The sequence below is a fragment of the Mycobacterium sp. E787 genome (genome assembly GCF_001668725.1).
In the GTDB taxonomy this organism is placed as follows: domain Bacteria; phylum Actinomycetota; class Actinomycetes; order Mycobacteriales; family Mycobacteriaceae; genus Mycobacterium.
This window is the reverse complement of the sequence record NZ_LZKL01000123.1, coordinates 1-17327: the sequence shown is the minus strand read 5'-3', so window position 1 is coordinate 17327 and position 17327 is coordinate 1. Positions and strand designations below refer to the sequence as shown.

The 17327-nt window shown below is 68.8% G+C and carries 9 protein-coding genes, 1 pseudogene and 1 riboswitch; of the genes and pseudogenes, 5 read left to right on the top strand and 5 right to left on the bottom strand.

The window, feature by feature from the left end; translation table 11 throughout:
* Positions 1 to 16 precede the first annotated feature (16 nt).
* The 3 genes from A5705_RS24095 to metE all read left to right on the top strand — a co-directional run bounded on the left by A5705_RS24095 (position 17) and on the right by metE (position 4710).
* A complete protein-coding gene (locus A5705_RS24095) occupies positions 17 to 673 on the top strand; it encodes an SDR family oxidoreductase (protein ID WP_068280425.1) in 657 nt (218 codons plus the stop codon).
* Positions 674 to 814: 141 nt separating this feature from the next.
* Positions 815 to 1669: a cytochrome P450 gene (locus A5705_RS24090; RefSeq protein WP_068280422.1), complete on the top strand. Its 855-nt coding sequence runs from the start codon at positions 815 to 817 to the stop codon at positions 1667 to 1669.
* 427 nt (positions 1670 to 2096) lie between these two features.
* Positions 2097 to 2303, top strand: a riboswitch (cobalamin riboswitch).
* 136 nt (positions 2304 to 2439) lie between these two features.
* Entirely contained in the window at positions 2440 to 4710 is a 2271-nt protein-coding gene (gene metE / locus A5705_RS24085; RefSeq protein WP_067872060.1) for a 5-methyltetrahydropteroyltriglutamate--homocysteine S-methyltransferase, read from the top strand.
* 55 nt (positions 4711 to 4765) lie between these two features.
* On the opposite strand, the gene A5705_RS24080 is transcribed toward metE, so the two are convergent.
* The 3 genes from A5705_RS24080 to prpD all read right to left on the bottom strand — a co-directional run bounded on the left by A5705_RS24080 (position 4766) and on the right by prpD (position 11670).
* Complete coding sequence (locus A5705_RS24080) at positions 4766 to 6532, bottom strand: DUF3556 domain-containing protein (protein WP_068280419.1); 1767 nt, start codon at positions 6530 to 6532, stop codon at positions 4766 to 4768.
* A 132-nt stretch (positions 6533 to 6664) separates the two neighbouring features.
* On the bottom strand, positions 6665 to 10048 hold the full coding sequence (locus A5705_RS24075; protein ID WP_068280416.1) for a pyruvate carboxylase: 3384 nt from the start codon (positions 10046 to 10048) through the stop codon (positions 6665 to 6667).
* A gap of 116 nt (positions 10049 to 10164) precedes the next feature.
* On the bottom strand, positions 10165 to 11670 hold the full coding sequence (gene prpD / locus A5705_RS24070) for a 2-methylcitrate dehydratase PrpD (protein WP_067872182.1): 1506 nt from the start codon (positions 11668 to 11670) through the stop codon (positions 10165 to 10167).
* Between the two features lie 125 nt (positions 11671 to 11795).
* On the opposite strand from prpD, the gene A5705_RS24065 reads away from it, so the two are divergent.
* Positions 11796 to 12857, top strand: a complete 1062-nt coding sequence (locus A5705_RS24065; RefSeq protein ID WP_156738204.1) for a diguanylate cyclase — start codon at positions 11796 to 11798, stop codon at positions 12855 to 12857.
* A 142-nt stretch (positions 12858 to 12999) separates the two neighbouring features.
* On the top strand, positions 13000 to 14376 hold the full coding sequence (locus tag A5705_RS24060) for an FAD-dependent oxidoreductase (protein WP_067872048.1): 1377 nt from the start codon (positions 13000 to 13002) through the stop codon (positions 14374 to 14376).
* Between the two features lie 824 nt (positions 14377 to 15200).
* On the opposite strand, the gene A5705_RS24050 is transcribed toward A5705_RS24060, so the two are convergent.
* Together A5705_RS24050 and A5705_RS24045 are read right to left on the bottom strand one after the other, a co-directional pair.
* The gene (locus A5705_RS24050) at positions 15201 to 16307 is read right to left on the bottom strand and encodes a PPE family protein (protein WP_067872042.1); all 1107 of its coding nucleotides are present in this window, start codon (positions 16305 to 16307) and stop codon (positions 15201 to 15203) included.
* 21 nt (positions 16308 to 16328) lie between these two features.
* Positions 16329 to 17327, bottom strand: a pseudogene (locus A5705_RS24045) (hypothetical protein); the annotation flags it as partial.

The window sequence follows — 17327 nt, the reverse complement described above, 5'->3', positions numbered from 1 at the left end:
CGCTACCGTCGAAGGCATGGCGCGAGTCATCATCATCGGCGGCCACGGCAAGGTCGCGCTGCAGCTGGCCCGCATCCTGGCCGGCCGCGGCGACGAGGTGAGTTCGGTTTTCCGCAACCCCGACCACACCGACGACGTAGCCGCGACGGGCGCGCAGCCGGTCGTCGCCGACATCGAGCGGCTCGACACCGACGCGCTGGCCGGCCTCATCGCCGGGCACGACGCCGTCGTCTTCTCCGCCGGGGCGGGCGGCGGCAACCCGGCGCGGACCTACGCCGTCGACCGCGACGCGGCGATCCGGGTGATCGATGCCGCCGCGCGGGCGGGTGTCAGGCGGTTCGTGATGGTGTCCTACTTCGGCGCCGGGCCGGATCATGGTGTGCCGAGCGACAATTCGTTCTTCCCGTATGCGGAGGCCAAGGCGGCCGCGGACGCGCATCTGCGCGCCAGCGACCTGGATTGGACGGTACTGGGTCCGGGCCATCTAACGCTGGAGCCGGCCACCGGCCGAATCGTCATCGGCAAGGGGAAAGGCGAGGTCTCCCGGGAAGATGTCGCGCTCGTGGTGGCCGCGACACTGCACGACGACTCGACCATCGGCCGCACCATCGACTTCAACAACGGTGCCGGTGGGAACGGCGTCCCCATCGCCGAGGCGCTGGCTGACCGGTAAACTCCGCTGCCGCGGAGGCTTTCGGGGCGCGGATTTGCTCTCAGGCATGGAAGGAGGAGGCATCTGAAGCTTTCCGACTGCCCCGTCTTTCCCGCCGAGGCGGGAACCGCCCTCAGCACGGACCGCGGCTTGGGTTGGCGCTTGGCACGACAGGCCGGCCCGGTTCTGCAAGACCCGGGAGCCAACTGGGTGTTTGTCGTCGGGCGGGAGGAGGTGCTGGCGCATCTGGACGATGCGAGGCTGGATCGCGCCCGCGCTGTTCCCGACCGCGACCTCGAGGTCCACCAGCAGCTGTTCGCGCCGAAGGCAGCCCATGACATTGCGGCGGCATTCCGTCCGACCGCCGCCGCGCTGATCGATCGTTTCGCCGCCGCCGGTGGCGGAGACGCGGTGGCCGCCGTGACCACGCCGATGGCCGGCGCCCTTTTCGACATCGTGGCACGCCTGCGGCTATTGCCCGCTGAACACCTGGCGGGGCGATCCGGCCACGTCTTTCTCGAGGCCTGCCGCAATCTGTTCAAACACGCCGGCTGGCACCTGTTCGAGTTGGCGCGCCACCCCGACTTGTGCGAACTGCTTCGAGGTCAGCCTGAGCTGATACGCGGGTTCGTTGAAGAGGTCCTGCGGTTGGAGCCGATGGTGCAAGGCTGCCAACGTTTCACCACCCAGCCGACGACCGTCGGTGGGGTAGAGCTGCCGCCCGGCATGGTGGTGATGTTGTGTATCGCCGCGGTGCAGCGGGACGGCAGCGACGCCATGTCCACCGATGACCTTGTCATCGGCGTTAGGGCGCACCGGCATTGGAGTCTGGGTGCGGGGTCGATGCGGTGCCGCGGCGGGCACATCGTCCGGCAGGTGTTGCGCGTGCTGGTCGAGGAATGGGTCGACCGGGCCGGGCACCTCGGGCTGGTGCCCGGTTTCCGGCCGGTGGCCGGGTTCCCGAATACCGAGAGCTCGTTGTGGCTGCCGGAGCTACCGCTGGTGACGAGGGCTTAGTACCGGTCGGCGCCCCGTCCTCAAGGTTGCGCGGGACCGGGCGCGGGCGCCTTTCCCGACAGGCACTGCTGAAGCTCCGGACTACCGGGGGCGAAGTCGAAGCCGCAGTTGCAATCGCGAGCGTCCTTGGGCGGGAGCGCATTGCAATAGTCGGAGCCGGCCGAGGCCGATGGCGCGGTCCACACAACACCGGCGGCCAAGGCCGCCGCTGCAGCGCCGAACGTGGCCGTCAATCGTCTCGTCTTCATGTTGGGATTCCTTTTCTCTGGAAGGCCCCGCTCGTTAGCGGCGTCTGCCCCGCCGACCTCTGATGACGGGCACGCTAACAGAGGATCGGTTACGGCTCACCTCGAGCGACCGCCTCGTTCGGACGTTCACGCGGTAAACTCCGCTGCGCAGCTGGTCTGCCGTCGCCGCAACCGCGGCGCCGGCATCGAGCGAGGCAGGTTAGACGTGCGTCGCGAGAGGGAACCCGGTGGGAGTCCGGGACTGTCCCGCAGCGGTATGCAGGAACGACCGCCGTCACAAGCACTGGTCTGAGAAACATCGGAGACCGGGAAGCGACGGCCACTAGGAGCACCACCGCGGTGCGCGCCTGCGAGTCCGAAGACCTGCCAGCGGTGCCGGGCGCGCCGCGTCCGGCCGGCTCACCGCCTCGTGGAATGGGCGTTTGGCCGTACCGGTGCGGTGTAACCCGAAGGCGTTCACCGTGTTCGGATCGGCTGCGCGTCCGCGGCGGTGAGCGCCCCGTCGATCGATAGGACGAAATCGTGACCTCTCAACCCTTCACGGCAACGGTTACCGGCTCCCCGCGCATCGGCCCGAAACGCGAACTCAAACGCGCGACCGAGGGTTACTGGGCCGGACGCACCAGCCGAGCGGACTTGGAGTCCGTCGCCGCCTCGCTGCGCCGCGACATGTGGTCTCACCTGGCGTCGGCAGGCCTGGACTCGGTCCCGGTGAACACCTTCTCCTACTACGACCAGATGCTCGACACGGCCGTCATGCTCGGCGCGCTGCCGACGCGGGCCGGCGATGTCCCCGACGAGCTGGACCGCTACTTCGCCCTCGCTCGCGGCAACTCCGACGTCGCACCCTTGGAGATGACCAAGTGGTTCGACACGAACTACCACTACCTGGTCCCCGAGATCGAGCCCGCGACCACGTTCGCGCTCAACCCCGACAAGGTGCTCTCGGAGCTGAAAGAGGCTTTCGCGCAGGGCATTCCCGCTCGGCCCGTCGTCATCGGCCCGATCACCTTCCTGCTGCTGAGCAAGGCCGTCAACGGCGGCGGCGCGCCGATCGAGCGGCTGGAGGAGCTGGTTCCGATCTACGCGGAACTGCTCGCCCGGCTCGCCGACGGCGGGGCGCGATGGGTGCAGTTCGACGAGCCCGCGCTGGTCACCGACATCTCGCCCGACTCGCCCGCGCTGGCCGAGGCGGTGTACAACGCGCTGGGCGCGGTGAGCAACCGGCCCGCCATCCACGTCGCCACCTACTTCGGCGACCCGGGCGCATCGCTGGCGGGGCTGGCCCGCACGCCCGTCGAAGCCATCGGCGTCGACCTGGTGGCCGGCGCGGACACCGCGGTGGCGGGCATCCCGGAGCTGTCCGGCAAGCTGCTCGTCGCCGGCGTCGTCGACGGGCGCAACGTGTGGCGCACCGACCTGCAGGCGGCGCTGGGCAAGCTGACCACCCTGCTGGGTTCGGCTGGCGCGGTCGCGGTTTCGACGTCGTGCTCGACCCTGCACGTGCCGTATTCGCTGGAGCCCGAAACCGGTCTCGACGACAACCTGCGCAGCTGGCTGGCGTTCGGGGCCGAAAAGGTCCGCGAGGTGGTCACCCTCGCGCGCGCACTGCGCGAGGGACGTGACGCGGTCGCCGAGGAGATCGCGGCGTCCAACTCCGCCGTGGCGTCGCGCAAGGGCGATCCGCGGCTGCACAACGGTGAGATTCGGGCGCGCATCGACTCGATCCTCGAGGCGGGGGCGCACCGCGGGGACGCGGAGCAGCGCCGCGCCAGCCAGGAGGCGCGGCTGCACCTGCCGCCGCTGCCCACCACGACCATCGGCTCCTACCCCCAGACCTCCGCAATCCGCAAGGCGCGCGCGGCGTTTCGGGCGGGTGAGATCGACGAGGCCGAGTATGTCGCCAAGATGCGCAGGGAGATCGCCGACGTGATCGCCCTGCAGGAGCAACTGGGCCTCGACGTGCTGGTGCACGGCGAGCCGGAGCGCAACGACATGGTGCAGTACTTCGCCGAGCAGCTGGAGGGCTTCTTCGCCACGCAGAACGGCTGGGTCCAGTCCTACGGCAGCCGCTGCGTGCGCCCGCCGATCCTCTACGGTGACGTCGCGCGGACCCACCCGATGACCGTCGAGTGGATCAGCTACGCCCAGTCCCTGACCGACAAGCCGGTGAAGGGCATGTTGACCGGGCCGGTCACGATCTTGGCCTGGTCGTTCGTCCGCGACGACCAGCCGCTGGCCGACACCGCGAACCAGGTGGCGCTGGCCATTCGCGACGAGACCGTGGACCTGCAGGCCGCAGGCATCGCGGTGATCCAGGTCGACGAGCCGGCGCTGCGCGAGCTGCTGCCGCTGCGCCGCGCCCAGCAGGAGGACTACCTGCGTTGGGCGGTGGCGGCTTTCCGCCTGGCCACCTCCGGTGTCGCCGACTCGACGCAGATCCACACCCACCTGTGCTATTCGGAATTCGGCGAGGTGATCGGCGCCATCGCCGACCTGGATGCCGACGTCACGTCCCTCGAGGCGGCCCGCTCGCACATGGAGGTGCTCGACGACCTGAACTCCGTCGGCTTCGCCAACAGCGTCGGCCCGGGCGTCTACGACATCCACTCGCCTCGGGTACCGAGCGCCGGCGAGATGGCCGAGTCGCTACGCGCCGCGCTGAGAGCCGTGCCACCGGAACGGCTTTGGGTCAACCCGGACTGCGGGCTGAAGACCCGCAACCCCGACGAGGTGACCGCGTCGCTGCGCAACATGGTCGCCGCGGCCCAGGAGGTCCGGGCGAGCGCCTAGCTTTGGCGCGAGCGTAACCACGCTGAGATTCTGGGACCGAAATTTCGCAGCGCGGTTACGCTCGCGGCGACTCCGGCCTTTCGGCCGGCACGTCGGCCGGTTCCGACAGCACCTGGACCGGCACGTCGTCGGCCCAGGGCTGCCGGGTCACCATGTCGGCGACGCGCACGATGCCGCGCTCGAACTCGCCGGTGGCGGCGTCCACCAGCCGGTAGGCCTGGGTCTGCTTGTGGATGGGCTGCGCGTCGAGCAGGACGACGCGCACCTCACCCGGCTCGAAGTGGCAGCGCTGCTGCATGGCGGTGATGAGTTGCTCGTTGTGCATGTGGCCGTCGCCGAAGTTCCAGCCGATCGCGGTGCTGCAGATCCGCTCGCCGTCGGTGATGACGTAGTCGTCCTCGTTGTGCCCGGCCATGGCGCGGTGGGCCAGCGTGAACAGGGCCCGGCCGTGGGTGTTGAACCCGCGGAACGCATACCCCATGTAGATGGGGATCTGCGCGGCCTCCGGGCTGCCGTAGAACCGCTCCAGCTGGGCCTGCGGCATGCTGGCGATCGCAATGATGCCCCGGCCGATCTTCTCGTTGGCCGACGGCTTGATGCACCACAGCGTGGTGTCCCAGTTGCCGGCGTAGTAGCGCATGCCCGGCAGGAACGAGATCTTGCGCGGAAACATGTTGCCCAGCACGACGATTCCGGCGATGACGACGAACAGGATCGCGACCAGCACCGGATGCCTCAGGTCGCTGAGCCCCAGGTTGGCGTGCGCGACGAACAACGACAGCACGCCGAAGATCATGAAGACGTTCCACTCCAGCGGCACGCCCATCGGGATCGACACCAGGATGCCCAGGTGGAAGCACACCATCACGATCGCGGCCACCGTCGTCGGCCAGCCGCCGTGGCAGAAGAACAGCGGCAGTGGCACCAGCATCTCGATGGCGGTGCTGACGTGGGCCAGGAGCCGGGACAGCCGCCCGGGCCGCAGGTCGTCGGGGAACTTTTCGAAGAAGCGCCGCTTGAGCCACCGGGGGCGCACCAGCGGGTTGTTGGACATCATCGTGGAGATCACGAACGGGAAGTGCTTGTTGAGCTTCGAGGTGGCCGCGCCCATCCAGATGACCAGGAACACCACCTTGGACCCGACGATCATGTCGGGGCCGCCGAACAGGAAGGTCACGGCCATCGCCGCATACACCTCCCCGCGGGCGGCCAGGAAGATCACCTTGTCGCGCAGCCCGGCCGCGGCGAGGATCAGCAGGATCCACACGATCTCCCACGTCGGCAGCAGCCCCACTTTGGTGCCCAGCTCCGGCACCGGGCCGGTGCCGTCGGAGAACAACGCCCACAGCGTCAGCACCAGCAGCGCCGCGTACAGGAAGACGTCCACCGGCCTGCGGGCGGTGCCCTTGGTGAACGGAACGCGGTCCGGCCACGGTGGCAGTCGGATGGTGCCGAACCGCATCCAGTACAGGATCGAGCCCATCGGCGGGAAGAAGCGGTTGTTCAGCGGGCCGAAGCCGCAGCCCAGCCCGATCACCTCGAACAGCATCGTGTAGAGCACGACCTTCTCGAAGACGATCGGCTCGGACCACCAGTGCGCGACGCCTGCGAATCCGCCCAGTCCCCTCGTGGCCGAGGCGAACAGCCAGCCGCCCAGGATGTAGAGCAGGATTTTCAGGACGTAGAACAGGTGCAGCGCGACCGGCGTGCCGAAGCCCACCTCCGCCCAGTGCCGGGCCATCGGACGGATCTTCTCGCTGCGGGTGCCCTTGTTCCACTCCGCCATGTCGAGCTGGGGCAGGTCGGGTTTGAGAAATCCCATGGTTTGACAGATTAGAACGCGTTCTAGGCGCGCGGCTTGGGTTGGGGCAAAGAATCCTTTGCCCGCGAGTTAAGCGCCGGATACCGTCAAGTCGCCAGGAGAACTTCCACGCCCTGATCGACGTCGGCGCCGTCAGCTGATCACCACCAGGAGGTCGCCGCCCTCGACCTGGGCGGTCTGGGCGACCGCGACCCGCGCGACCTTCCCGGCTTTGGGAGTGGTGACGGCGGCCTCCATCTTCATCGCTTCGATGGTGGCGATCGTCTGGCCGGCTTCGACCTCCTCCCCCACGTCGCTGGTGACGGTGACGACACCGGCGAAGGGGGCCGCGATGTGGTCGGGGTTGGTGCGGTCGGCCTTTTCGGCCGCGGGCACGTCGGCGGCGATGCTGCGGTCGCGCACCAACACCGGCCGCAACTGCCCGTTGAGGATGCACATCACGGTGCGCAGGCCACGTTCGTCGGGATCGGAGATCGCCTCCAGGCCGATCAGCAACTCCACACCGCGCTCCAGTTCGACGCGGTGTTCGTCGCCCTGCCGCAACCCGTAGAAGAACTGATTGGCGCTCAGCCGGGAGGTGTCGCCGTATCGCTCACGGTGGTCCTCGAGTTCCTTGGTGGGCCCCGGGAACAGCAGCCGATTCAGCGTTGCCTGGCGCTCGGCGCCGGGCGCGGCCAGCGCCAACTCATCGCCGGCCGAAAGCTGCTGCTCCGGCCTCGCCGGGCCGCGACCCTGTAATGCCTTGGTGCGCAAGGGCTCCGGCCATCCCCCGGGCGGATCGCCGAGTTCACCGCGCAGGAAGCCGATGACCGAGTCCGGGATGTCGTAACGCGCCGGGTCGTCGGCGAAGTCCCGGGCGGTGATGCCCGCCCCGACCAGGGCCAGCGCCAAGTCCCCGACCACCTTGCTCGACGGGGTGACCTTGACGAGGCGCCCGAGGATGGCATCGGCGCCGGCATAAGCGTTTTCGATGTCCTCGAACCGGTCCCCGAGGCCGAGCGCGATGGCCTGCTGCCGCAGGTTCGACAACTGCCCGCCGGGGATCTCGTGGTGGTACACCCGGCCGGTCGGGGCCGGCAGCCCGGATTCGAACGGCGCGTACACCCTGCGCAGCGCCTCCCAGTACGGCTCCAGGTCGCACACCGCGGTCAGCGACAACCCGGTGTCGTAGGCGCTGTGGGCCGCGGCGGCCACGATCGACGACAGTGCCGGCTGGCTCGTGGTGCCCGCGAGCGGTGCGGCGGCGCCGTCGACGGCGTCCGCTCCCGCGTGCCAGGCGGCCACGTAGGTGGCGAGTTGGCCGCCCGGCGTGTCGTGCGTATGCACATGCACCGGCAGGTCGAAGCGCGCCCTGAGCGCGGACACCAGCGTCGTGGCGGCCGGCGCGCGAAGCAGTCCCGCCATGTCCTTGATCGCGAGCACGTGCGCGCCCGCCATGACGATCTGCTCGGCGAGCTTCAAGTAGTAATCGAGCGTGTAGAGGTTCTCGGACGGATCGCTCAGATCGCCGGTGTAGGACATCGCGACCTCGGCCACCGCCGTCCCGGTTTCCCGCACGGCGTCGATCGCCGGCCGCATCGATTCGACGTTGTTCAGGGCGTCGAAGATCCGGAAGATGTCGATTCCCGTGCCGGTGGCCTCCTCGACGAATGCCGCCGTCACGGTTTCGGGATAAGGCGTGTACCCCACCGTGTTTCGGCCCCGCAGCAGCATCTGCAAACAGATGTTGGGCATCGCCTCGCGCAGCGCCGCCAACCGCTCCCAGGGGTCTTCCTTCAAAAACCGCAGCGCCACATCGTATGTCGCCCCGCCCCAGCATTCCACCGACAACAGCTGCGGCATCATCCGCGCGATGTAGGGCGCGACCTTGACCAGCCCGCTGGTGCGGACCCGGGTGGCCAGCAAGGACTGGTGCGCGTCGCGGAATGTGGTGTCGGTGACGCCGACGCGCCGCGACTCGCGGAGCCACGCCGCGAATCGCTCCGGCCCCAGTTCGGCCAGGCGCTGCTTGGAGCCCGCGGGCGGGGTCCCCGACAGGTCGATGTCGGGCAGCTTGTCGTGGGGATACACCGTGGACGGACGCTCACCGTGCGGCTTGTTGACCGTGACGTCGGCAAGGTAGTTCAGGATCTTGGTGCCGCGGTCGGCCGAACTGCGCGCGGTGAGCAGCTGCGGCCGCTGCTCGATGAACGACGTCGTGACACGGCCGGCCTGGAAATCTTCGTCGTCCAGCACCGCCTGCAGGAACGGAATGTTCGTTGAGACACCGCGGATGCGGAACTCCGCCACCGCACGCCTGGCCCGGCGCACGGCCGTCGCGAAGTCGCGCCCTCGGCACGTCAGCTTGATCAGCATCGAGTCGAAATGCGCGCTGATCTCGGCGCCCAGCGTCGTGCCGCCGTCCAGCCGGATTCCCGCCCCGCCGGGGGTGCGGTAGGCGGTGATGCGGCCGGTGTCCGGGCGGAAACCGTTGGCCGGATCCTCGGTGGTGATCCGGCACTGCAGCGCCGCGCCGTGCGGAGTGATCGAATCTTGGCTCAAACCAATGTCTTCCAAGGTCTGCCCGCCCGCGATCCGCAGCTGCGCCGACACCAGGTCGACGTCGGTGATCTCCTCGGTGACGGTGTGCTCGACCTGGATGCGGGGGTTCATCTCGATGAACACGTGATTGCCGCGCTCGTCGAGCAGGAATTCGACTGTGCCCGCACACGTGTAGCCGATGCTGCGCGCGAAGGCCACCGCGTCCGAGCAGATCCGTTCGCGCAGTTCGGGATCCAGGTTGGGCGCCGGGGCGATTTCGATCACCTTCTGGTGCCGCCGCTGCACGCTGCAGTCCCGCTCGTAGAGGTGGATCACGTTGCCGTGGTTGTCGGCCAGCACCTGCACTTCGATGTGGCGCGGGTTGAGCACCGCCTGCTCGAGGAACACCGCGGCGTCCCCGAACGCGGACTCGGCCTCGCGGCTGGCCGCCTCGATCGCCTCGGCCAGGCCCGACGGCTCGCTGACCCGCCGCATTCCCCGGCCGCCGCCACCGGCGACCGCCTTGACGAACAACGGAAACGCCATCGACTCGGCGGCGGCCACCAGCTCGTCCACCGACGTCGAGGGCGGCGATGAGCTCAGCACCGGAAGGCCCGCCGCCCGCGCCGCCGCGATCGCCCGCGACTTGTTGCCCGTCAGCTCCAACACCTCGGCCCTCGGGCCGACGAACGTCACACCCGCCGCCGCGCACGCCGCCGCCAGGTCGGGGTTTTCCGACAGAAAGCCGTAGCCGGGGTAGATCGCGTCCGCGCCGCAGGCCAGCGCCGTCTCGACGATCTCGTCGATGGAAAGGTAGGCCCGCACCGGATGCCCCGGCTCACCGATCTGGTACGACTCGTCGGCCTTCAACCGATGCACAGAGTTGCGGTCCTCGTACGGGTAGACCGCCACGGTGGCCATTTCCAGTTCGTAGGCCGCGCGGAACGCGCGGATCGCGATCTCCCCGCGATTGGCGACCAGGACTTTCGCTAACACGCTAATCACGATAGAGCGTCGCGGCGGCCCGACATACTCGCTGAGCCGGCGGCATGCGCCGGCGCATCACGAAATGCGCTGTCGGGGTCCCGATGTCGAAGCCCGTCCGCCGCCCGTCAGAAGATCCCAGGCGGGATGGTCGGCGCCGCGTCGAGCACATGCGGCCCGACCGTGATGTTGAGCGCACCCAGAGCGCCGGGCGGCAGGCCCGGAAGCGCGTCGACCGCCGAGAGGAACCGCCGCCGCTCGGCGTGGCCGACGACGCCCTCGGCCAGCCCGGTGAACTTCCCGATGTACTGCGGGCGCTCAAACGGCCTGGCCCCCAACGGATGCGCGTCGGCGAAGGCGATCTCGTCGATGATCACGTCGCCGTTGTTCATGGTGATCACCGCGCGGGCGCCGAACGCCTTTTCCGCCGGATCGGCGGAGTGGTAGCGCCGGGTCCATTCGGGATCCTCGACGGTGGAGATCTTGTGCCAAAGCTCGACGGTGTCGGGGCGGTGCGCGCGCTGCGGCGCGTAGGACCGCTCGTGATGCCACGCGCCGTCCTGCAACGCGACCGCGAAGACGTACATCGCCGAGTGGTCGAGCGTCTCCCGGGACGCGTCCGGGTCCATCTTCTGCGGGTCGTTGGATCCGGTGCCGATCACGTGGTGGGTGTGATGGCTGGTGTGCAGCACGATCGTCGCGACTTCGCCCGGGTCGCCGATTCGGCCGCGCACCCGGCGCGCCAGGTCGATCAGGGCCTGGCACTGATACTCCGCCGAGTGCTCCTTGGTGTAGCTCTCCAGGATGGCCCGCTTGGGCTCACCCGGCTCCGGCAACGGAACGTGATAGCTGCGCTCGAAACCCGAGAGCAACCGGGCGATCACCCCGTCCTCGCCCTCCCAGATCGGCGCGGGTGAGCCTTCCCCGCGCATGGCGCGGTCGACGGCCTCGATCGCGACCTTGCCGGCCCAGGCCGGAGCGAAGGCCTTCCAGCTGGAGATCAGGCCCTTGCGCGACTGGCGCGTCGCCGTCGTCAGGTGCAGAGCCTGACCGATCGCGTGATAGATCGTCTCCGGTTCGAGACGCAGCATGGCGCCCAGGCCCGCCGCCACCGACGGGCCCAGGTGTGCGACGTGATCGATCTGGTGTTCGTGCAGGCAGATGCCCTTGACCAGGTCGATCTGGATCTCGTAGCCGGTGGCGATGCCCCGGATCAGGTCCGCGCCACCGATCCCGAGATGCTGGGCAACGGCCACCAGGGCGGGGATGTTGTCGCCCGGATGGGAGTAGTCGGCGGCAAGAAACGTGTCATGGAAGTCCAACTCGCGCACCGCGACGCCGTTGGCCCAGGCCGCCCATTCCGGCGAATAGTCGCCCTCGACGCCGAACACCTTCGCCCCGCGCCCCGGTCCGCGGTGCGCCAGGGCCTGAGCCCGCGCGGCCGCCACCGGACGACGGATGACCGAGGCGGCCGAAACGGCGGCATTGTCGATGATGCGGTCGATCACCATCGCCGCCGTGTCCGCGGGCACGGCGACCGGGTCGGCCGCGACCTGCGCGATCTTCCACGCCAGGTGTTCGCTGCGGGGGAAGTGTTCGGCACTGCGCCGCGCCCGCACCACATGCACCAACATGCTGCGCACCCTAGGCAAGCTGGCGGCGCGGCCGCACCGAACCCCGCAAGGTTCGTCGATTTCGCACATGTGCGCCGTCAATGGCTGTTGGATACTGAGCTATCTCCTGAAAGGAGGTGCGCGGCGTGCCCCGATTCGGGTCGTGGCTGGGTCAGCCCGACCAGTTCGATTGGATTACGGATATCTTGCGCGAGCGCGGAGTGCTTCGCGCGGCCCAGTGGACCCTGGCGGCCATCTCGTCGATATCGGCGCTCGTCCCGGTGACCACCATGCTCAGCGCGCGTCACCCGACGGCCGAGGTGGTGCTGGTCGACGCAATGGCGGCGATCTTCGTCGTGGCGGTGAGCGTGTTCTGGCTGACGCACTGGCCGACCCGGGTCCAATCGGAGATCTTCGGGGTGGTCGCCGCGACGTGCATCGCGGGATGGAGCCTGACCCAGTCGACCGCCGCCCTGGCGGCCGTCGGCTGCTGCGCGATGGCCACCAACAGCGGCTATGTGGCCCTCTTCCACGGCAACAGGCTCCTGGTCTTCAGCGCCGCCCTGGCGGTCACCGTGTCCGTCGCGACCGCGGCGCATCTGGCCCGCGAGTTCGACTTGGGGACCGGGCTCGCCGCGTTCTGGGTGATCACCATTCTCAACCTGTCCTTCCCGCTGGCGATGCGAGGGATGTCGCGGGCCCTGGGGACCTACGCGGTGCGCGCCGACGAAGACGCGCTGACCGGGCTCTTCAATCGCCGAGGGTTCATCGCCGCCCTCACCCGGATGCTCGGCGATCCGGACGCCGACGACACCCACCTGATGATGATCATGATCGACCTCGATGCGTTCAAACGCATCAACGACACCTTCGGTCATGCCGCGGGTGACCGCGCGCTGATCGCTGTCGCCGACGTGCTGCGGCAGCAGCTGCCGCCGACGGCGGTGCTCTGTCGCGCGGGCGGCGAAGAGTTCCTCGTCGCCGCGACCGGTCCGTCGCCGAACGCCGAGGAAATTTCGGCGCGGTTGGGCGCTGCGATCGCCGCGCTTCCTCAGGGATTGACCGCCAGCGTCGGTACGGCCACCGCCGACCTGCCGCCCACGGGCACTTTCGACATCCCGGGGCTCATCGAGAAACTCGTCGAGGTCGCAGACAGCGCGATGTACACCGCCAAACGCCGCGGCGGCAACCAGGCCCATCATCTCTGAGTAGCCAAGGGCCACAAGGGGTTTGCCGTCACTGGCGGATGGATGGCTTTGAATCGCCCGCGAATTCCGGGTGAACACACTTCTGCCGCTACCGCGAGCGGTGTAGTTTGCTGCTGGGGCGGACCAGGTGAAGGAGCCTGTCGTGTCGGAGGTCGATTACTGCGTGGTCGGCGCGGGATTCGCAGGTTTGACGGCCGCCCTGCGATTGCAACGAGCGGGCCGAACGGTGGCCTTGCTGGAGGCGCGCGACCGGGTCGGCGGCCGGACGTTCACCGAGTATCGCCCGGACGGGTCGTGGGTCGACCGCGGCGGCGCGTGGGTCGGCCCGGGGCAGGACCGGATTCACGCCCTCATGACCGAATTCGGCGTGCCCGAATACAAGCAGAACCACGACGGCGACGCCATGATGATCGTCGACGGCAAGAAGCACCGCTACGGCGGCACCATCCCGTGGAGCATGAGCCCGTGGGCGGTGGCCAACCTCGGCGCCGGTCTGCTCGAGGTGGACCAGATGTGCAAGACGATTCCGCGCGAAGCGCCGTGGGAGGCGAAGAAGGCCGAGGAGTGGGACCGGATCAGCCTGGGGGAATGGCTCGACAAGAACACAATGTCCCGTCCGGCGCGGGAGATGCTGGACATGGCCCTGGCCGGAACCTACACGTCGGCGGCCTCGGAGACGTCACTGCTGTGGGTGCTGACGCAGATGGGGTCATCCGGGGGCGGTGCCACCTTCGTCATCTCGGGCAAGGGCGGCGCCCAGGACGCGCGGCCGGTGGGCGGGATGGGCGCCATCTACGGCCCGATCGCCGCGGAACTCGGTGCGACGCTGCATCTTTCGCAGCCCGTTCGGCAGATCACCCAGGACGCCGGCGGCGTGACGATCACCGCGGACAAAATGACGGTGCGGGCCCGGCGCGTCATCGTCGCGATCCCCTTGGCGATCGCCGACTCGATCGTCTACGAGCCGATGCTGCCGGTGGACCGCGCGTTTCTGCACCGGCGCATGCCCGGCGGCGCCGTCATCAAGACCTCGGTCGTCTACGACGAACCCTTCTGGCGGGCCGACGGGCTGTCCGGCCAGTCGGCCGCCCCGGGGTCCCCGGCCACCCTCACCATCGACGCCTGCACCGACACCCCCAACCCCGGGATCATGTGCATCATCACCGAGGGGCCCGCGGCGCGCCGGCTGACGCGGCTCGACGACACCGAACGCAAAGCGGTGCTCATCGGCGAGCTCGTCGACCGGTTCGGCGGCAAGGCGAACGCGCCGCTGGACTTCCACGAGCAGAACTGGACTACCGATCGCCACTCCGGTGGCGGGATGATCAGCCACGCACCGACCGGGGTGCTCACGCAATTCGGCTACACCCTGCGCGAGCCCTGTGGTCGCGTCCACTGGGCCGGGACGGAAAGCTCGGCGATCATGTGCGGGTGGATCGATGGCGCGATCCGCTCCGGCGAGCGCGCGGCGGCCGAGGTGATGTCGGCCGAGACGGCTGCGGCGGCGATGCAAAGCTGACGGGGGGCCCGAAAAGACCGTTGCCTGCCGCAGCGCGGGAAACACGGTTCCCGACAGCTCGCCGATGACCGTGGTGATCAACGCCGACTGTCGCCGCGAAACGTGTTCTTCCTCCCGCACGACCACCACGACATAGCCGGTGGCGGCGGCCGCGAGGAGCAGGTGCCCTGCCGTCATCGCCGGCGTAGCCCACAGCGCGACGACCAAGCCCGCCACGATCGGGTGCCGCACCGGCGAATACGCCCGCCATTGGCCGAATCCCCGGTTGGCACTGCGTTTTTCACGCCACAGGAACCACCGGATCCGTAGCTCGAAGCAGGCGATGCGCCGGATGCCGATCGCTGCGAACACGACGATCGCCCATGCCAGCCAGAACAAGGCGTGCAGGCCCAGCCGGCCCACCGGCGATGGCACGTTCCAGACGACCGTTGGCAGGGTGCGCCATTGCCAGTACAGCGGGCACAACGCAAGGCTCGCGAACAGCCACCGGCTGTGCCCCGGATCCCGGATGACGCTCTGCGCAAGCACGAACAGGGCAAGCAGGGCCAGATCGACCAGGATCGCGTTGCCCCGGGGGGCCGCCACCGCGTGGTCCATGCTTCGCGGAACCGCGACGTTTCCGGTGAAGCCGATCCCGTACAGCAGTGCGAGGCAGGACAACACGTAACCAACGGCGCCATGACCATTGGCCATGCCGTCCCGCACCGTCATATCTATCCTCCTTGGAGCGCAGGACGTCTCCCAATTGATTGTTGGTGTCTGATCACTTGCCGCCGCATCACGTTCGGCGGCGAGTCCGCAAAGCCCGGCCGCTCACCCCCGCCCTATCCGACCCCGACACGCGGCACCACGGTGGGCCGCGACTGCAGCACATGCGGACTCGCCCCGCCCCGGCCCAGCATCCCGGCGGGCGCTCCGGCGCCCATGCCGCCCATCGGCATCGGCATCATCGGCATGCCGCCCATGCCGGCCCCGACTCCCGCCGCGGCGGCGGGCGTTTCGCCGCCCAGCGCGGACGTGGCCGCGCTGACCACGCGGGCCGGCATCGATCCCTGCCATGTCGGGGGCACCGACATCGAGCCCACCAGCCGGGCCTTGCCCAAGCCCGCCGACATGGCCGGCCCGAGGCCCGCTCCTCCGCCCAACGGTGTCATCGCCGGGGCGGCGCTGCTGACAAACTTCGGGACGTCCGCGCCGACCGCCGTGGCATCGGCCAGCCCCGCGGTGCCGGCGTTCGCGCCCTGCGCCAGCGACATGATCGGTGACATCAGCATGCTGATCGGCAGCGTCGCGACTTGCGCAAGCGACGACAGCGACTGCAGCGGCGCCCCGGAAAGCAGCGACTGCAAGGCGGTCACTACATCCGCGGCTCCCTGCATGGCGGGAGACACCAAGCCTGCCAGGCTGATTGGCGGCGCCGCGAACGGCGTCAGCGCCGCCGCCACCGACATCGCCCCGGCGTGGTAGCCGGCCATCGCGGCGACGTCCTGGGCCCACATCTGGCCGTAGTGGAACTCGGTGGCCGCGATCGCCGGCGTGTTCTGGCCCAGAAAGTTGGTCGCCACCAACGCCATCAGTTGCGTGCGATTGGCCGCGACTGCGGCCGGATGCACGGTCAAGGTCTGCGCCGCCTCGAACGCCGTCGCCGCCGCCCGCGCCTGCGCCGCCGCCGCCTCGGCCTGTGCGGCCGACTCCGACAGCCACGATGCGTACGGCGCCGCGGCGCGCACCATCGCCTCGGAGGCCGGGCCCGACCACGGGCCGCCGATCAGACCCGAGATCACCGAGTCAAACGACGAGGCCGACGCCCGCACGTCGGCCGCCAACCCGTCCCAGGCCGTCGCCGCCGTGAACAACGGTCCGGCCCCGGCGCCGGCGTACATCCGCGCCGAGTTGATCTCCGGCGGCAACAACGAAAAGTCTGACATCACAATCCTTTTGGAAGAAGCTCCTTATTGGAAGAAACCCGCCTGCGCGTCGCGCCTGTTGAAGAAGCCCGAGTCGTCGTTGCCGGAGTTGCCAATTCCGGAGTTGAAGACGTTCGAGTTGCCGATGCCGATGTTGTCGAACCCCGTGTTTCCGATGCCGGCCAGGAAGCTGCCCGTGTTGTTGATCCCGGCGTTGTTGCCGTTGCCCGAGTTGCCGAAGCCCGACTCGAACGCGAGTCCGGTGTTCTGGAAGCCGGAGGTGTCGCCGCCGGAGTTGAAGAAGCCCGACGAGTCCAGGCCGGTGGTGCCGAAGCCGGAGTTCTTGACGCCGACCGGGGTGACCGTGCTGCCAAAGCCGGTGTTCAAGTTCCCGGAGTCGAAGCCGCCCGTGTTGCTGGCGCCCGAGTTGCCCAAACCGGTATTGATGGAGCCCGCGTTGAAGTCGCCGGTGTTGAGAGAGCCCGCGTTTCCGCTGCCGGTGTTCTGGAAGCCGGAGTTCCCCATCCCGAAATTCTGGGAACCGCCGTTCAGCATCCCCATGTTGTTGGCCCCGCCGTTGCCGACCCCGAAGTTGCTGAAACCGCTGTTCAAAAAGCCGGTGTTGCCCTGCCCCGAATTCGTGAAGCCGGTGTTGAAGCTGCCCGAGTTCTCGACACCGAAGCTGTGGTTGCCGGAGTTGAAGAAGCCGACGTTTCCGGTGCCCGAGTTGAAGAAGCCGATGTTGCCGGTGCCCGAGTTGCCGAAGCCGATGTTTCCGGTCCCCGAGTTCAGTGCGCCGAAGCCGATCTGGTTGTCGCCGGTGAGCCCGAAGCCGATGTCGTTGTTGCCCGTATTGCCGAGGCCGAAGTTGTGGTTGCCGGTGTTCGCGATGCCGACGTTGTTGCTGCCGCGGTTCCCGACGCCCATGTTGGAGTCGCCCCGGTTCCCGCTGCCGACGTTGCCGCTGCCCAGGTTTCCGTTGCCGACGTTGGTGTTGCCGATGTTTCCGCTGCCCATGTTCCCGAGGCCCGCGTTCCCGAAGCC